Origin of the sequence: Amycolatopsis sp. CFH S0740 (assembly GCF_004522315.1) — a bacterium.
Taxonomy (GTDB): domain Bacteria; phylum Actinomycetota; class Actinomycetes; order Mycobacteriales; family Pseudonocardiaceae; genus Amycolatopsis; species Amycolatopsis nivea.
Genome location: NZ_SDLS01000005.1, coordinates 327676 through 343901 on the forward strand (window position 1 = coordinate 327676; position 16226 = coordinate 343901).

Consider the following 16226-nt stretch of genomic DNA (forward strand, 5'->3'; position numbering starts at 1 on the left):
TGGAGGTCTCTGAAGATGTACCCGTGCCATATCAACCAGCAATACTGGTATTCTGAGTGGGTGTCCGACATCCACGACGTTCTCACCGGCACGCCGCACATCCCCGCGCTGCTGCTGGTCGGCCAGGACGAATCCGGCCTCGACCGGACCAGCCAGGCGTACCGGGCGATCCGCCGGCAGATCATCGATCTGACGCTGCGTCCCGGCAGCAGTTTCACCGAGACCTCGCTCGCGCAGCAGTGGCAGATCAGCAAGACGCCGGTGCGCGAGGCGCTGGCCCGGCTGCGCCGAGACGGTCTGGTCAGCGCGCTTCCGCGCGCGGGCTACCTCGTCAGCTCGATCACGTTGCAGGACACCGACGATCTCTGCGGCCTGCGTACGCTGCTGGCCGCAGAGGCGGCTGCCGAAGCGGCCCGCAACGGCATCTCGGTGCCCGCGATCGAGCGGCTCGAAGTGCTGTCGAAAATCGCATCGGACTACGTCCCGGGCGAGACGGCGCTCGACGACTGGCTGCCGGTCGGGATCGAATTCGAGGCCATCATGGCCCACTTCAGCGGCAACAGCCGGCTCGTCAAATCGCTCGTCGACGTCCTCGACGAACTGGAACGGGTGCTGCGGATGGTGTTGATGATCGCTCCGGACGTCGCGAGCCCGCCGGGTGAACTGCACGCGATTTTCGAGAGCCTGCGCGACCGTGACGCGGAGGGTGCGCGCTTCTCGATGCGGGCCCGGTGCGAGCGGGTGCGCCGTGACGTGCTCCAAGTGCTGACCAAGAGCACTTCGGTCAGCAGGGCGAACATCGAAATACCGCTGAATTGACCGGTGCGGTCCGGGGAGCACGGTCTCCCCGGACCGCTCCGCTCAGACCGCGGTCGGGAAGTGCAGGCTCGCCTCCTCTGGCGCCTCCGGCCAGCGGCTGGTCACCGCCTTGGCGCGGGTGTAGAAGGCGACGCCCTCGGGGCCGTGCATGTGGTGCGCGCCGAACAGGGACTGTTTCCAGCCGCCGAACGAGTAGAACGCCATCGGCACAGGGATCGGGACGTTCACGCCGATCATCCCGACCTGCACCGACCGCTGGAACTGCCGCGCCGCCCGGCCGCTGCCGGTGAAAATCGCGGTGCCGTTGGCCCAGTCGCTCGCGTTGATCAGGTCGATCGCCTCGGTCAGCGAATCGACGCGCACGACCACGAGCACCGGGCCGAAGATCTCGTCGCGGTAGACGCTCATCTCGGGGGTCACGCCGTCGAAAAGCGTTGGCCCGACGAAGAATCCGCTGTCCTCGACGGTGATATCTCTCCCGTCGACGACGAGTTCGGCACCCGCCGCGACCCCGGCGTCGAGGTAGCCCCGGACGCGCTCGAGTGCTTCCGGCGACACGACAGGTCCCATCTCAGACCCTGGTGCCAGCCCCGGACCGACCTTGATCGCACGGGCCTTTTCGCCGATCAGCTTGACCAGCGGCTCGGCCACGTCACCGACCGCGACGGCCACCGAAATCGCCATGCACCGCTGGCCCGCAGATCCGTACGCGGCGGAAACCAGGTGCTCGGCCGCGTTTTCGAGATCGGCGTCGGGCAGGACGACGGCGTGGTTCTTCGCGCCGCCGAGCGCCTGCACGCGCTTGCCGTTCGCGGTCGCGCGCTCGTGCACGTACCGCGCGATCGGGGTCGAGCCGACGAACGACACCGCGGCGACGTCCGGATGGTCCAGCAACGCGTCCACCGCGACCTTGTCGCCGTGCACGACGTTGAAGACGCCGTCGGGCAAACCGGCCTCGGCGTAGAGTTCGGCGACGAAGTTGGCCGCGGAAGGGTCGCGTTCGGACGGTTTGAGCACGAACGTATTGCCGGTCGCGATGGCGATCGGATGCATCCACATCGGGACCATGGCGGGAAAGTTGAAGGGCGTGATGCCCGCGCACACGCCGAGCGGCTGCCGGAAGGAAAACAGGTCGACGCCGGTCGAGACCTGGTCGGAGTACTCGCCTTTGAGCAGCTGCGGGATCCCGCAGGCGAAATCGATCACCTCCAGGCCGCGGACGAGTTCGCCCTTCGCGTCCTCGAAAACCTTGCCGTGTTCGGCGGAAACGATCCGTGCCAGGTCGTCGAGTCGGCTTTCGACCAACGTGCGGAACGCGAACATGAGCCGCGCCCGGCGCATGACCGAGGTGTCGGCCCAGTCCGGCGCCGCGATGCGCGCGGCTCGCACCGCGGCGTTGACGTCGGCCGGCTCGGCGAGCAGGACGTCGGCTTGGCGCTCGCCGGTAGCCGGGTTCCACACCGGCGCGGTCCGGGTCGAATGACCGGTGGTTTCCCGGCCGCCGATGCGGTGTCGGATGGTGGGGTGCACGAGGGAACTCGCCTTCTGGTCAGGGTTTCGGGCAGCACCGGACCCCGGTGCTGTGATCTGGCAAGGGTTTTCGCCGAGGTGAAGCTCAGACGATGAGGTCGCCGCCGTTGATGTCGATCGCGGCGCCGGTGATGTAGGCCGCTCGGTCGGAGGCGAGGAACGCGACGAGTTCCGCGACCTCCCAGGGCATCCCGGCGCGCGGCACCGGGAACGAGCGGGTGGCTTCGCCGAGCGCGGCGGCGGAAAGCAGGCCGCGGACCATCGGGGTGTCGATCAGGCCGGGACAGACGGCGTTGACCGTGATCCCGTCCGGTCCGTAGTTCTTCGCGAGGTGCCGGGTGAGGCCGAGGACGCCGTGCTTGGCTGTCGTGTAGTGCGCGCCGCCCGCGGTGCTGATGGTTTTTCCCGCGGTGGAGGAGAAATTGACGATCCGGCCCCAGCCGCTGGCTCGCATCGCGGGCAGCGCGCGCTGGCAGCACAGGAACGTGCCGTGCACGCTGACCGCGAGCACCCGATTCCACTCGGCCTCGGTGATATCTTCAAATGCCGTCGGTGGTGCGATACCCGCCGCGTTGACGAGGATGTCGAGCCGGGTTTGTTCGGCCAGCACCGCGTCGAACGCACGGCCGACCCGAGCGGCATCCGTGACGTCCACCGCGATCGACCGGATCCGCTCCGCCGGAACCGCCAGCGTCGCCGCCAGTTCCTCGGCGGCTGGCGCGGCGGGGTCGAACACCGTGACGGTCGCGCCCCGGCTGGCCAGCGCGTGCACTGTGGCCAGACCCATGCCGCTCGCGCCGCCGGTCACGATCGCGACCCGTCCGGCGAGTTCCCGGCTGTCCGTGCTGGTAGGAGCGCGGAGATCCTCGACGGCGGTCATGCGGCCGCCAGCAGACCGCGGACCCGGCCGAAAGCCGCGGACGCCTGTTCGAGGTGCTCCCGCGTGTGCGAGGCCGAGACCTGCACGCGGATCCGCTCTTCACCCGCCGGGACGACCGGGTGCGAGAGCGCGAAGACCAGGACGCCTTCCCGTCGCAGTGCCGCTGCCATATCAACGGCGAGCGTTCCGCCTCGCAGCATCACCGGGACGATCGGATGTTCGCCGGGCAGGACCTCGTACCCGAGATCCCGCAAGGCGCTGCGCAGCCAGGAAGTGTTGGCGGCCAGGCGTTCCCGCAGTTCTGGGCGGTGAATAGCGAGCCGGATCGCGGTCAGTGCGGCGGCCGCGAGCGGAGGCGCCATCGCGTTGGTGAAGACGTACGGCCGCGAAACCTGGCGCAGGGTTTCGGTGACCGCGCGCGGCCCGGCGACGAAGCCTCCGGCCGCGCCGCCGAGCGCCTTGCCGAGTGTTCCGGTGACGAGGTCGACCTCGCCGACCAGGCCGAAGTGCTCGGCAGTGCCGCCGCCGAGCACCCCGGTCGCGTGCGAATCGTCGACCAGCAGCACCGCGTCGTACCGTCGCGCCAGCTCGGCGAGCCGGGGGAGCGCGGCGAGGTCGCCGTCCATGCTGAACACGCCGTCGGTCACGATCAACCGGTGCCGTGCCTCCGTGCTCTCGGTGAGATATCGCTCCAGCTCGTTGAGATCCGAGTGGGCGTAGACGCGCCGCTGGGCCTGCGACAGCCGGATGCCGTCGATCAGGCTGGCATGGTTGAGCGCGTCGCTGAAGATCACGTCGTCCGGGCCGAGCAGGGCGGCGAAGACACCGAGGTTCGCGTCGAAGCACGAGCCGTACAACACGGCGTCCTCGGTGCCGACCAGTTCGGCGATGGCCGTCTCGAGTGCACTGTGGACACTTCGGGTACCGCAGAGCACTCGGCCCGCGGCCACGCCGAGTCCTTGATCGCGCATCGCTTCCCGGGCCGCGGCAAGGACTTCCGGGGATCCGGCGAGGCCGAGATAGTCGTTCGAAGCGAGATTGACCAGGGTCTCGCCGTCCAAGCTCAACGTCGGTCCCTGCGCACCGGAGACCACTAGGTCGAGCCGAGGTGGGTGGCCCGCGAGTTCGGTGCGGAGCCGGTCCAGCAACGCGGTGTTCACGCGGTGTCTCCGATCCATCCGGCGCAGGACACGACCTCGAATCCTCGGCTGGGAAAGACTTTGTCCAGCAGGAAGTCGTTGACCGCCGGATCGCTGTCGGCGCATCCGTCGCGCAGCACGGTCACCGGGTAACCGCGATCCGCCGCGTCGTAGCACGTGGCGGTGACCATCGCGCTGGTTGCCACTCCGGCGATCGCGAGGTCGCGGACGCCCCGAGCGCGGAGCACGAGGTTGAGGTCGGTGCCCGCGAACGCGCTGGCGCGGCGCTTCAGGACGACGACGTCCTCTTCGGACACCGGCAACGCCAGTTCGGTGCCCGGCGAGCCTTCGTGGAACGCGTCGCGGGCGTCGAAGAACGACCGGTAGAGCGCGCCGTCGGGCAGGTCGGTCCCGTTGTCCCGCATGGCGAAGTGCACGAAGACGACGAGCGCCCCGGCTTTCCGGGCGCGCGGCAGCAGCCCGGTGAGCGGTGCCACGACCTGGCGGGCGAACGGGTAGCCGTCCGTGATGCCCCGCTGGATGTCGCCGACGATCAGTGCAGTGGTCATGAAAGGTTCCCGTCCAGTCGTTCCATCCGCCGCCCCGTGGTGAGCAGGGCGGTCAGTCCTGCCGTCATGATGATCGCGATCGCCAGCAGCGCATAGGTGAAACTGCCGGTCGCCGACGCGACCGCGCCGGTGAAGTACGGCCCGATGAACCCGCTGAGATTGCTGACCGAGTTGATGAGCGCGATCCCGGACGCGGCGGCCGCGCCGGTCAGCCCGATCGCCGGGATCCGCCAGAACTGCGGCATCGCGGTGAGAATCCCGGAAACGCTCAGGCAGACCGCGATGACGAACAGCGTGCCGCTGCTGGTGAACGTCGCCAGCAACAATCCGACAATACCGAGCGCCATTGGTATGGCAGTGGCCGTCACTGCAGTACGCCGGGCCGCGAAACGAGCCCATACCAGCAGCGCCAGCAATGCCACCGCGTACGGAATCGCGGACAACAGCACGCTGCTGACATCTCCCGCGCCGCCGATGCTGTGCGTGATGGACCGCAGCATCGTCGGCAGGAAGAACTGGAGCGGGTAGAGCCCGAACGCGATGGCGAACCAGGTCACGGCCATGATCCAGACGCGGCGGCTGGTCAGTGCCTCGCGCAGGCCGGAAAGCGCGCCGTGGGCCCGGTGTTCCTCGGCTTCCGCGGCGAGCGTCGCCTCGATCGCTGCCTTCTCGTCGTCGTCGAGCCAGCGCGCGGTCGCGGGGCGGTCGGGAAGGAAGACGAAGACCAGGATGCTGACCACCACCGTCAGCAGGCCCTCGACCAGGAACAGCGAGCGCCAGCCCGCGATGCCGAACAGTTGCTGGCCCCATTCGAGCAGCGCGGCGGCCAGCGGCGAGCCGATGATCGAGGACACTGGTGTCATCAGGAAGAACGCCGACAACGCCCAGGAACGCTGGCGGCGCGGGAACCACAAGGTCAGGTAGAGCAGGATCCCGGCGGCGAGCCCGGCCTCGGCGAACCCGAGCAGCAGCCGGGCCAGGTACAGCGTCGCGGCCGAGTTCACCGCCGAGGTGGCCGCGGTGACCAGGCCCCAGGTGATCATGATGCGCGCGATCCATTTGCGCGCGCCGAACCGCCGCAGCGCCAGGTTGCTCGGCACCTCGACCAGGATGTAGCCGATGAAGAACAGTCCGGCGGCGAGCCCGATCTGGCCGGTGCTCAAGTGCAGGTCGCGGGACATCGGGGCGGCGAGGTAGCCGACGTTGGCGCGGTCGATGTAGCTCGCCACGTAGGCGAGGCCGACCAGCGGGATGATCCGGATGCCCGCTTTCCGCCAGGTGCGCGGAGCGACGGTGCTCCGGCCGGCGGCGACATGGGAACTCATGGCGAAGTCCGATCTGTCGGGGAATGGGAGTGGTGGTGCGTCAGCGCGCCTTGCCGCGTGCGGCGGCGGTAGCGGCCAGGTCGATCCCCCCGTCGTCGATGACGACGCCGTAGTCCCGTTCGGCCCCTTCGCGGGTGACCTTGCCGTCCAGGACGTCCTCGAGTACCCGCTCCGGTTCACGGCCGAACGGGTGTCCGTGACCGCCCCCGCCTGCGGTCACGTGCCGGTGCCGGGTTCCGGCGGTCATGGCGAAATGCGGTTTGGACTCCAGCACGCGTTCGCCCGGACCGCCTTGGTCGAGGACGTTGAGCGACGGAGTCCCCGGCGCACCGCCGGACAGCCCGTACGGCAGGAACCTCCGCCGGTCGGACCGGATCTGCACGCTGGCCTCGGGAGCCAGCAGCGTCATGTCGCGGAACGTCGCGAGGCCGCCGCGCCAGCGGCCCGCGCCGCCGCTGTCGGGCAGGTAGCCGTAGCCGTCGATGCGGAGATGGCCGGAGCGTTCGAGTTCCTCGACCGGGGTGTTGGTCAGGTTCGCGCCCAGCGAGCTGATCCCGTCGACGCCGTCGCGGTCGGGCCGGGCGCCCCACGCGCCGGCGAGCGGGTCCCACAGCACCATGGATTCGCCGTCCGGGCCGACGAGCCCGATCGCGATGCCGTCCGGACCTCCCTCGCCCGCGGCGGGCACCCGGTCCGGGAACACCGGTGCGAGCGCGCCGAGCACCGCGTCGATGATCCGGAAGCCGACCAGTCCGCGTGCCCCGCGAGCGGCCGGGCGCTGTCCATTGAGGATGGACGCTGGCGGGATGACGAAAGTGAACGGCCGGTAGAAGCCGCTGTTCGCCGGGATGTCGGAGGCGAGGACGCCTTGCAGCGCGGCGTAGGCGGCGGAGCGGGTGAACGATTCGGTCGCGTTGAGCGCGGAGCCGACCTGCGGCGAGGAACCGGTGAAGTCGAGTTCGATTCCGGACTCCGACAGGGTCGCCTTGACGCGGATCGGGATCGGCCCGGAGCCGAGGCCGTCGTCGTCGATGTGATCGGTGAACTCGTACGTGCCGGGAACGGCTTCGGCGAGTGCGGCGCGCAGGAGGGTTTCGGAGTAGTCGAGCAGTTCGTCGATCAGCTCGGAGAGCCGTTCGACGCCGTGGCGAGCGGCGAGGGCGCGCAGTCCTTCGGCTCCGGTGTGGCAGGCGGCCAGCTGGGATTCCAGGTCGCCGCGCAGGAGTTCTGGTTCGCGGACGTTGCGCAGCAGCACGCGCAGGAAGGTTTCGTTCGTGGTGCCCGCGTCGATCAGCCGCGAGGGTGGGATCTGAATTCCCTCGGCAAAGATATTAGTGGACTGGACTGCCATCGACCCGGCCGCCCAGCCGCCGACATCGGTGTGGTTGACGACGGTGACCGCGAACCCGAGCAGCGTTTCCCCGCCGAACACCGGGGAAACCGCGAAGATGTCCGGCAGGTGCATGCCGCCGAGCGACGGGTCGTTGAGCAGGTAAAGGTCGCCGGGCGCCACCGAATCGCCGAACTCGGCGAGGATCGCTTCCATCGCGTCCGGAATGGACCCGAGGTGCACCGGAAGCGTGTTCGCCTGGGCGATCACCCGGCCGCGGGCGTCGCACAGCGCGGCGGAGAAGTCCATGCTGGACGCGACGAGCTGCGAATGCGCGGTGCGCAGGACGGTGATCGCCATTTCGTCGGCGATCCCGGTGACGGCGTTGCGGAAGACCTCGAACGTCACGGCGTCGCGGATCATGCGGCACTCCAGGTGATCACGATGTTGTTGAACCGGTCGCGGTGCGCCTGCGCACCGGGCGGGACGAGGGTGGTGGCGTCCATGTCCTCGATGATCATCGGTCCGGGCGCCGGGGTGGAGCCGAGCGCGGCGCGGGTGATGACAGGAGCGGAAACTGTTTCGGCGAAACGACATTCCCGGGTCGATGGTGCCTTGCTCTCGGACTCGGGGAGAGCCAGCACGTCCGAAATGGACACTGGAGTGGGCTGCCTTCCGCGCACCCGGAGGTTCACCGGCTCGACCAGGTCGTCGGTGCCAGCTCGGCCGTAGGTGCGCTTGTGTTCGGCGTGGAACCGGGCGCGGGTCTCGGCGAGCAGGTCCTCGGTGAGCTCGCCGTCGGGAACACGGATGCGTAGTTCGAAGCGCTGTCCGCGGTAGCGCATGTCCAGCAGGCGGTCCACGATCGCGTCCTCGCCGAGTTCCTCGCGGACCTTTTCGGACAGTCGCGCGAATTCCTCGGCGAGCGCTGGTATCTCAGCGAATTCGGCGCGGTACGGGGAGAGCTCGTGTCGTTCGGTGTCGGCGACGAGCAGGCCGAGGCTGCTGAAGAGTCCGGGGTGCACCGGTACGAGCACAGTGTCGATGCCCAGTTCGCGGGCCAGCGCGGCGGCGTACAGCGGGCCGGCGCCGCCGAACGCGACCATCGTGGCTTCGCGCGGATCCCTGCCCCGTTCGCTGGTGACCGCTTTGACCGCGGTTGTCATACTAGAGACGGCTACCTGATATGCCCCGCGTGCGGCCCCTGGGATGTCTTCGCCGAGCTGTTCGGCCACTGTGGACAGTGCTTTTTCGGCGAGGTCCGGATGGATCGCGACGCGCCCGCCTGCCAGGGACTGCGGGCTGAGATATCCGAGCGTGACGTTGGCATCCGTCAGGGTCGGCAGTTCGCCGCCCTGGCCATAGCAGGCCGGCCCCGGCCGGGACCCGGCGCTCGCCGGTCCGACGTGGAGCGCGCCCGCGGAGTCGACGGAGATGATGCTGCCGCCGCCGGACCCGACCTCGGCGATGTCGATCGACGGCGCCCGCACCGGGTAGCCCGCCCCGGAACTGAGCCCGCGCGCCACGTTCATCCCGCCGCCGACCTCGTAGTCCGCCGAGACGAACGGTTCCCCGTGCTCGATCAGCGAGGCCTTCGCCGTGGTGCCGCCCATGTCGAAGGCGACCACTGTGGACAGTCCGATCAGCTGCCCGAGCTTCTGCACGGCGGTGACCCCGGCGGCAGGGCCGGACTCGATGATCTGCACCGGCCGTCGCACGACCGAAGCGGCATCGAGCAGGCCCCCGCTGGACTGCATGACCAGCAGTGGCGCACGGACGTTCTCGGCGCGCAGTCCCGCTTCCAGCCGGGTGAGGTAACCGTGCACCGCCGGGCCGACGTAAGCGTTGACGGCCGCGGTGCTGGTGCGTTCGAATTCGTGCGGCTGAGGGGATACGTCGACTGATGCGGTGACGTAGACCTCGGGCAGTTCGGCACGCAGCAACTCGGCGACCCGCCGTTCCTCGTCCGGCCGGATGTAGGAATTGAGCAGGCACACGGCGACTGCTTCGATGCCGTCCGCGCGCAATCGCCCGGCCAGCGCACGGACCTCGTCCGCGTCGGCCGAGGGGGAGAGCTGCCCGTCGGCGGTGATGCGCTGGTCGAGCTCGTAGCGATTCCTCCGGCGCGCCAACGGTTCCGGCTTCGACCAGGACAGGTCGTAGAGCGACGGACGCCGCAGCCGCCCGATCTCCAGCACGTCGCGGAAGCCGCGGGTGGTGACCACCGCGGTCCGGACTCCGCTCATCGACAGAATCGCGTTGGTGGCCACCGTGGTGCCGTGCAGCATCGCGACGACTGACTCCGCCTCCGTCCCGGCGGCCGACAGCACCGCCGTCGTCGCCGTCACCACGCCCTCGCCGTACTCGGGCGGGGTCGACGGCACCTTCATCGGGACGACCTCGCCTGCCGGGCCCAGCGCGATGACGTCGGTGAACGTACCGCCGATGTCGGCGCCGACCCGCCAGCCGGCCGGTTGAGGATCGTGACTGCGAGGCACTGCGATCTCCTTCGTTCAGCGAGCGACTGGGATCACAGTAAGTGTGCGTTGAGATATCAGCAAGGAGCAGTTGCCATTTTTTAATTCAGAACTGGTAGTAACAGGAAGCGGTGAGGCGGGGGTTTGCGGTGCGGTTCAGTGCGTGGACCTGCGGGTTCGGCAGGGCTGGATGGTGCGGGAGAGGTGATGTCCGGGTTTCGGCCGCGGCAGGCGCCCGACGCGAGGTGCGGCGCGGCTGGGATGCGAGGGGGTTCGGCGGTGTGAGGTGGGGCCCGGCGAGGACGTGCGGTGGGGCTCGGCGGGGAAGCGAGGGGGTGCGGCGGGGATGCGGTGCGGAGGCGAGGTGGGGTGCGACGAGGTCGCGATGTGGCGTGCGGCGGGGAGGTGCGGTGGGGCGCGACAGGGATGTGAGGCGGGGTCGGACGGGGTGCGAGGTGCGGCTCGGCGGAGACCTGAGGGTGGGTTCGGTGGGTTGCGAGGTGGGTTCGGCGGGTTGCGAGGTGGGGTCGGGCGGGGTGGGAGGTGCGGCTCGGCGGGGACGCGAGGCGGCGTGCGGCGCGGAGGCGAGGCGGGGGGCGAGGTGGGGGGCGAGGTGGGGTTCGGCGGGGTCGCGATGTGGCGTGCGGCGGGGAGGCGCGGTGGGGCGCGACAGGGATGTGAGGTGGGGTGCGGCGGGGGTCGCGAGGCGGGGCGCGGCGAGGTCGTCGGGTGCGACTCGGCGGGGCGCGAGGTGCGGCGCGATACGGCCGGGTAGCGCGGAGCTGGCGGAAGAATTCGGTCGGCGGAGGGCGTGCTCTGCCTGTGCTCTGCCTGTGCCGAGCGTGCTTCCGCGCGGCCTTGGTCGCGGGAGACTTTAGGGGGGTCGCCGGACGGTACGTGCCAGGCGGTGCACCACGCCGTTTCTTCCGCGGGGCCGTACTCGTTCGCCAGTCGCGCGGCGGGCATCTGCCGCCGGACGCGGCGCAAAGTGGGTCGGAGTTCTGGTTCCCCGCGGGTTGTCGTGGTTATGCGTCAAGGGCGAGCAGCGCGCCGAGCAGTTCCTCCGGCGTTTCGACCTGCGGCAAATGCCCGGTACGAGGAAGCACAGTAAAGGTCGAACCCGGGATCGCCGCGGCATAGGCCTCGCCGTACCCAGGATCGGCGATGCGGTCGCTTTCGCCCCACAGGACGTGGACGGGGATGTCCGCTTTGCCCAGTCGCTCGGCCAGTGTCGGGTCGGTCATCGCCGGGCCGGTGTAACCCACCAGTGCCAGCACGTCGGGGCTCGGGCCGGTGCTCCCGGCGGGCGGTACCGGGGCCTTTGACGGGTCGTGGAACGAGAACTGCTGGATTTCGGCGACGGTCTTGCCGCGGACGTCGGCCAGCGGGTGTCCGGCGGCTTCGATGCCGATGCCGTCCACGATCACTGCGCGGCTGACGCGCGGGCTGTGCAGCAGGGCGATTTCCGCGGCCAGCCAGCCGCCGAAGGAGTTGCCGAGCACGGTCACGTTCGAGGCGTCTAGGTGCTCTAGCAGGGCGACGTACGCCTTGGCCAGTGCGGTGACGTCGGTGAGTTCAGCCGCTTTCGGGGTGCCGTTGAAACCGGGGTGGGTGGGGAGCAGGACGCGCGAGTGGGTGCGTTCGGCCAGCAGGTCAGCGAAGCCGGTCATAGTCGCGACGCCGCCTCCGCCGTGTAGCAGCAGGAACGTCCGGGTGCGGTCGTGGACGGTGAGTTCGACCGGTCCGGCCGAGGCGATCTGGAGTGTCTCCGAGGAAGTCATATCAGGAACCTTATATAAGGAAACTTAGATAAGCAACCTGTTTCGGAACGGGGTAGGCTCCCCGGTCATGAGGTACCGCCACGCCGACGTCGCACTGGCCGTCAAGCGCCTGCAGCATCGCCATCACCGCGCGCTGAGTCAGGCGCTGCAGCCACTCGGGCTGTCGCTCGTGCAGTGGGACACCTTGCGGCACTTGGCGAATCACCCGGAGGCGTCGCTGCACGACCTTGCCGTGCTGACCTTCCAGACCGACCAGTCCTTCGGCACGCTGGCCGCGCGGATGGTCGAGCGCGGCCTGATCGAGCGGGTGCCGGGGCCGGGTCGCGCGGTGCGGCATCGGCTTACGGAGGAGGGCTCTGAGCTGCGGGCGGCGGGGCAGGAACTGGCGGACGTCGTGGTGAAGAAGTCGTTCAGCCGGCTTTCGGCGGCTCAGCTCAACGAGTTGGGTGCGTTGCTGGATGTCGCGCTGGAGGAGGATCCGGCGTAACCGGTCAGGCGGTCGGCTAGGGCGCGCATCTGGTCGCGGAGTGCGTCCGGCCGCTCGATGACGAACGGCCGGTCGAGTGCGGCGAGGCGCGGCGGGATCCAGTCGAGGCGTTCGGCCCGGATTCGCGCGCGGACCCACGGGTCGTCGGCTTCCAGAATGGCGATGGACGGCGGGAACATCGCGCGGATTTCTTCTGCGGTCGCGCGGATCCGCACTGCTACCTCGTGCTGGTGCGGTGCTTCGGCGATGCCGGTGAGCACCTGGTGGGCGGGGTCGAAATCCGTTGGGGCGCTGAAGGTGCCGTCCTGCGGCTCGGCCCGCTCGATGCGGTCGACGCGGAACGTGCGCACCTGTCCGGCATTTGAGTCGAAGCCGGTGAGATACCAACGGCCGGAATGTGCCACGACACCGTACGGCTCGACGACGCGTTCGCTGCTTCGGCCGTGCGCCGCTGTGTAGGCGAGTTTGACCGGACGCTGGTCGCGCGCTGCCTCGGCGACTGCGAGGAGTACCTCTGCCTCGGCGGTGAGCGCGGGGCGAGCGGGCGTGGTGAAGTCGGCGACCTCCAGCAACGCGTCGAGCCGGCGGCCGAGCGCCTCGGGCAGCACCCGGCGGACCTTCGCGACCGCGCTTTCCGCCGCCGCGACCGACGTGGTGACCAGCCCGGCGCGCCGTCCCGCGACCAGCCCCAGCAGCACCGCGAGCGCCTCCTCGTCGGTGAGCATCAGCGGCGGCATCCGGTAACCGGGGGCGAGCCGGTACCCGCCGTAGCGGCCGCGCACGGAGCGGACCGGGATGTCGAGGTCGAGCAGGTGCTCGACGTACCGGCGAACGGTGCGTTCGTCCACGTCCAGCCGCCCGGCGAGTTCGGCGACGGTCCGGGTGCCGCCGCCCTGCAGGATTTCCAGCAGCGCCAGCACGCGTGCGATCGGCCGGGTCATGCGGAGAATTCTCGCAATACCGGGCGGATCCTGTCCACTATTGCTTCTAGCGTGGCCACTGAGCAACCAGAAAGGAATGTGGCCGTGCAGTTGACTTCTGTCCGCATCATCACCGGTGACGTCGACCGTTTGACGTCCTTCTACGAGCAGGTGACCGGTCTCGTGGCGAGCCGTCCGGCGAAGCAGTTCGCCGAGTTCGTCGGCGCGACGGCGACGCTGGCGATCGGAGCCGCCGAGACGATGGCGCTGTTCAGCGCGGGTGCGGCGGTGCCGGAGGAGAACCGGACCGTCATCCTGGAATTCCAGGTCGAGGACGTCGACCGGGAGTTCGCGCGGCTGCGGCCGCTGCTCGCTGAGGTCGTGCAGGAGCCGACGACGATGCCGTGGGGCAACCGTTCGCTGCTGTTCCGCGACCCGGACGGCAACCTCGTCAACCTGTTCGCGCCGCAGACCGAGGAGGCCCGCGCCCGGCTCGCCAGGTGACGGGAAATCGGCTCGCCCGACCGCCCGGAGACCGGCCAGGATCACCGCATGACACGTGCGCTTCTGCTGGACCGCTTCCGCTGGGTCGACGGACATGCCGACCTCTGGCCGGTTTTCCGGGACGGCGCGGCGTTCGCCGAGGTGGTCAAGGCACTGGCCGACCCGTTCCGGGACGCGGGGGTGACCGCGGTGTGCGGGATCGAATCGCGCGGCTTCCTGCTCGGCGGGGCCGTCGCGCTGGAACTGGGCGTCGGGTTCGCCGCGGTCCGGAAGGCAGCCGGGCTGTTTCCCGGCGAGAAGCTGACCCGCGAAACGGACCCGGACTACCGGGGCTTCCGGCATGTCCTGCGGATGCAGCGGTCGGCGCTGTCGCCGGGCGATCGGCTGGTGCTGGTGGACGACTGGATCGAGACGGGCAGCCAGGCTTCGGCGGTGCGCGACCTGGTGCGCGAGGCGGGCGCTGAGCTGGTCGGCTGCGCGGTGCTGGTCGATCAGCTCGACCCGGCGCTGCGTTCGCGCTTCGGGCGGGTGCATTCGTTGCTGGCCAAGGACGAACTGCCGGAGGAGTGACTACCGCTGGGGCAGCAGTTCCGGCGGCAGGCCGTTCGTTTCCTTGCTGCCGCGGAGGATCTGCGCCCGTCCGGCACCGGGCCAGCTGTTGACCCAGCTCGAGCCGAGGATTCCCTTGGCCTGCTTCTTCAAGGGTGCCAGCAGCCGCGCGCTTTCGCGGTACGTACCCGTCGAGGAGCCGGTCTGGACGAGGCTCGCGAGGGAGAGCGTGACCGGCACCCCGTCGGCGGACCAGTCGTGGCCCAGGACGGCGTCGGCGAGGGCCGTGATGTCCTCGATGCCGCATACGACCAGGAAATCGTCGCCGCCGACGTGGCCGACGGTGACGTCGCCGAGCCGCCGGGCGTGGTCGGTCAGCGCTCGGCCGATGGCGCGGATGAGGTCGTCGCCCGCGGCGAACCCGGCGGTGTCGTTGAGCCGTTTGAAGTGGTCGATGTCCAGCCAGGCCACGACGAACGGCCGTCCGGCTCCGGCCCGGCGGGCGACGTCCTGGGCGATCGCGTCGCTGCCGGGCAGCCGGGTGAGCGGGTTGAGCGCGACCGCGGCCTCGACCTTCACCGCGGCCATCCGGCGCATCACCTCGTTCGGCCGCACCACGCCCTGGTACCGGCCGGACGCGTCGGTCACGACGAGGTCGTCGCCGCTGTTCTCGGCCCCGCCGTCGGCGATGAGCTCGAGCAGTTCGCGGGTGCCGGTGTCGATCCGGACCAGCCGCGGCGGCCCGGCCAGTTTCGCGGCGGGTTTCCCGGAGTACAGCGCGTGCCCGTACCGGCCGGTCACCGCGAGCAGGAAGCGCATCCGGTCGATCGTCCACTGTGGACGCGCTTGCTGGTCGAGCCCGACGATGGCCTTCGGCGCGTGTTCGGCGGACAGGATCGCGTGAACGTCGTCGCACGTCGCGTCATCCGGCAGGGTTTTGGCCTGGCGGAGGAATTCGGGGATCCGCAGTCCGGCGGCGGGCGAGACGGCCGCGGTGCCCGGCTGATCGCCGCGTTCGGCGGCGGGCAGCACTCGCTCGGGGGCGGCGGTGGCGAACAGATTCCCTTGCACCAGCCGGATTCCCGAGCGCCGGGCGAGGTCGAGTTCCGCGTCGTTCTCGATTCCCGTCGCGACGAGCCGCAGGTCGGTTTGCGCGGCGAACTGCACCAGGGCCTCGACGAGCGCGACCGTCGCCGCGTTCGCCGGGAGCCGGCACAGCGTCGCGCGGTCCAGTTTGATCATCTCGATCGGCGCTTCGGCGAGCAGGTTCATCGGCAGGCCCGCCGCGCCGAGCCGGTCGAAGGCCAGCCGGAAGCCCAGGTCGCGCAGCCGGTGCAGGCCTCGCAGCAGGGTGCCCGGATTCGGGAGGGCGAGCGGGGCGGTGACCTCCAAGACGACGTCGGCTGGTCGGCGGCCGGTGCGTTCCAGGGTCTGGAGCAGCGGGATGAACCGCTCGGCGGGCGCGCCGGCGGCGCTGGCGCTCAGGTTGAGGTGCAGCGACACCCCGGTCGCGTTCGGCGGGACCACCGCGGCCGCGCGGGCGGCGAGGTCGAGGTCGGCGTCGATCAGCTGCGCCTGGTCGCCCGCCGCGTCGAGAAGGTCCGGGACCCAGCCGGCGCCCGGATGCCCGACCGCTTCGACTGCGACCGCCGAGCCGCTGTAGAGGCTGTACAGCGGCTCGAAAGCGAAACGAACCTGGTCGGCGGGGGCGAGCACACGCAGATCCTCGCCTGGAACGCACGGATCTCCATGAAACCGTTATCTTCCGTTGACCTGCCCGGGCGGCGGCCGAACCGGAAAACTCTTCGGGATCGACTGCTGTGCTTGGGATTCGCGCGCGCCCGGGACAAACCCTCGGTATGGCCCGTGACCACCATCACAAATCGGCTACGAACCACGTGTGACCAGGCGTGATG

Annotated in this window: 14 protein-coding genes; 4 read left to right on the plus strand and 10 right to left on the minus strand. The window is 69.8% G+C overall.

What is annotated here, in order from left to right:
* The first annotated feature begins 60 nt into the window (after positions 1-60).
* Positions 61-819: a GntR family transcriptional regulator gene (locus EIZ45_RS11930; RefSeq protein ID WP_037817858.1), complete on the plus strand. Its 759-nt coding sequence runs from the start codon at positions 61-63 to the stop codon at positions 817-819.
* Between the two features lie 42 nt (positions 820-861).
* Here the strand turns inward: EIZ45_RS11930 and EIZ45_RS11935 are convergent, their stop codons facing one another.
* From EIZ45_RS11935 to EIZ45_RS11970, 8 genes are all read right to left on the minus strand, one after another.
* Positions 862-2349, minus strand: a complete 1488-nt coding sequence (locus EIZ45_RS11935; RefSeq protein WP_037817860.1) for a CoA-acylating methylmalonate-semialdehyde dehydrogenase — start codon at positions 2347-2349, stop codon at positions 862-864.
* A gap of 85 nt (positions 2350-2434) precedes the next feature.
* Positions 2435-3229, minus strand: coding sequence for an SDR family NAD(P)-dependent oxidoreductase (locus EIZ45_RS11940; RefSeq protein ID WP_051729435.1), 795 nt, complete (start codon positions 3227-3229; stop codon positions 2435-2437).
* Positions 3226-4407: a glycine C-acetyltransferase gene (locus tag EIZ45_RS11945; protein WP_240690720.1), complete on the minus strand. Its 1182-nt coding sequence runs from the start codon at positions 4405-4407 to the stop codon at positions 3226-3228. The genes EIZ45_RS11940 and EIZ45_RS11945 overlap by 4 nt, the downstream gene beginning before the upstream one ends.
* Positions 4386-4937 (minus strand): cysteine hydrolase family protein, encoded by a 552-nt coding sequence (locus tag EIZ45_RS11950; protein ID WP_134664845.1) that lies wholly within the window; start codon positions 4935-4937, stop codon positions 4386-4388. The genes EIZ45_RS11945 and EIZ45_RS11950 overlap by 22 nt, the downstream gene beginning before the upstream one ends.
* Positions 4934-6262: an MFS transporter gene (locus tag EIZ45_RS11955; RefSeq protein WP_037817867.1), complete on the minus strand. Its 1329-nt coding sequence runs from the start codon at positions 6260-6262 to the stop codon at positions 4934-4936. The genes EIZ45_RS11950 and EIZ45_RS11955 overlap by 4 nt, the downstream gene beginning before the upstream one ends.
* Before the next feature lie 40 nt (positions 6263-6302).
* Positions 6303-8015, minus strand: coding sequence for a hydantoinase B/oxoprolinase family protein (locus tag EIZ45_RS11960; protein ID WP_037817869.1), 1713 nt, complete (start codon positions 8013-8015; stop codon positions 6303-6305).
* Positions 8012-10090: a hydantoinase/oxoprolinase family protein gene (locus tag EIZ45_RS11965; protein WP_134664843.1), complete on the minus strand. Its 2079-nt coding sequence runs from the start codon at positions 10088-10090 to the stop codon at positions 8012-8014. The genes EIZ45_RS11960 and EIZ45_RS11965 overlap by 4 nt, the downstream gene beginning before the upstream one ends.
* Positions 10091-11094: 1004 nt before the next feature.
* Positions 11095-11850: an alpha/beta fold hydrolase gene (locus EIZ45_RS11970; RefSeq protein ID WP_134664841.1), complete on the minus strand. Its 756-nt coding sequence runs from the start codon at positions 11848-11850 to the stop codon at positions 11095-11097.
* A 67-nt stretch (positions 11851-11917) separates the two neighbouring features.
* Here EIZ45_RS11970 and EIZ45_RS11975 point away from each other — a divergent pair, with 67 nt between their 5' ends.
* Positions 11918-12337: a MarR family winged helix-turn-helix transcriptional regulator gene (locus EIZ45_RS11975; RefSeq protein WP_134664839.1), complete on the plus strand. Its 420-nt coding sequence runs from the start codon at positions 11918-11920 to the stop codon at positions 12335-12337.
* On the opposite strand, the gene EIZ45_RS11980 is transcribed toward EIZ45_RS11975, so the two are convergent.
* Positions 12280-13278, minus strand: coding sequence for a YafY family protein (locus EIZ45_RS11980; protein ID WP_134664837.1), 999 nt, complete (start codon positions 13276-13278; stop codon positions 12280-12282). The two genes, EIZ45_RS11975 and EIZ45_RS11980, sit on opposite strands and share 58 nt — an antisense overlap.
* Positions 13279-13362: 84 nt before the next feature.
* Here EIZ45_RS11980 and EIZ45_RS11985 point away from each other — a divergent pair, with 84 nt between their 5' ends.
* The gene (locus EIZ45_RS11985; RefSeq protein WP_134664835.1) at positions 13363-13761 is read left to right on the plus strand and encodes a VOC family protein; all 399 of its coding nucleotides are present in this window, start codon (positions 13363-13365) and stop codon (positions 13759-13761) included.
* A gap of 48 nt (positions 13762-13809) precedes the next feature.
* A complete protein-coding gene (locus tag EIZ45_RS11990) occupies positions 13810-14331 on the plus strand; it encodes a phosphoribosyltransferase family protein (RefSeq protein ID WP_134664833.1) in 522 nt (173 codons plus the stop codon).
* On the opposite strand, the gene EIZ45_RS11995 is transcribed toward EIZ45_RS11990, so the two are convergent.
* Positions 14332-16026 (minus strand): bifunctional diguanylate cyclase/phosphodiesterase, encoded by a 1695-nt coding sequence (locus tag EIZ45_RS11995; RefSeq protein ID WP_167756420.1) that lies wholly within the window; start codon positions 16024-16026, stop codon positions 14332-14334.
* Positions 16027-16226: the final 200 nt, after the last annotated feature.

Coding starts and splice junctions, on each gene's coding strand:
- EIZ45_RS11960 (WP_037817869.1), bottom strand. CDS start 8,015: ATGATCCGCGACGCCGTGACGTTCGAGGTCTTCCGCAACGCCGTCACC.
- EIZ45_RS11980 (WP_134664837.1), bottom strand. CDS start 13,278: ATGACCCGGCCGATCGCACGCGTGCTGGCGCTGCTGGAAATCCTGCAG.
- EIZ45_RS11940 (WP_051729435.1), bottom strand. CDS start 3,229: ATGACCGCCGTCGAGGATCTCCGCGCTCCTACCAGCACGGACAGCCGG.
- EIZ45_RS11950 (WP_134664845.1), bottom strand. CDS start 4,937: ATGACCACTGCACTGATCGTCGGCGACATCCAGCGGGGCATCACGGAC.
- EIZ45_RS11975 (WP_134664839.1), top strand. CDS start 11,918: ATGAGGTACCGCCACGCCGACGTCGCACTGGCCGTCAAGCGCCTGCAG.
- EIZ45_RS11990 (WP_134664833.1), top strand. CDS start 13,810: ATGACACGTGCGCTTCTGCTGGACCGCTTCCGCTGGGTCGACGGACAT.
- EIZ45_RS11970 (WP_134664841.1), bottom strand. CDS start 11,850: ATGACTTCCTCGGAGACACTCCAGATCGCCTCGGCCGGACCGGTCGAA.
- EIZ45_RS11955 (WP_037817867.1), bottom strand. CDS start 6,262: ATGAGTTCCCATGTCGCCGCCGGCCGGAGCACCGTCGCTCCGCGCACC.
- EIZ45_RS11945 (WP_240690720.1), bottom strand. CDS start 4,407: ATGGATCGGAGACACCGCGTGAACACCGCGTTGCTGGACCGGCTCCGC.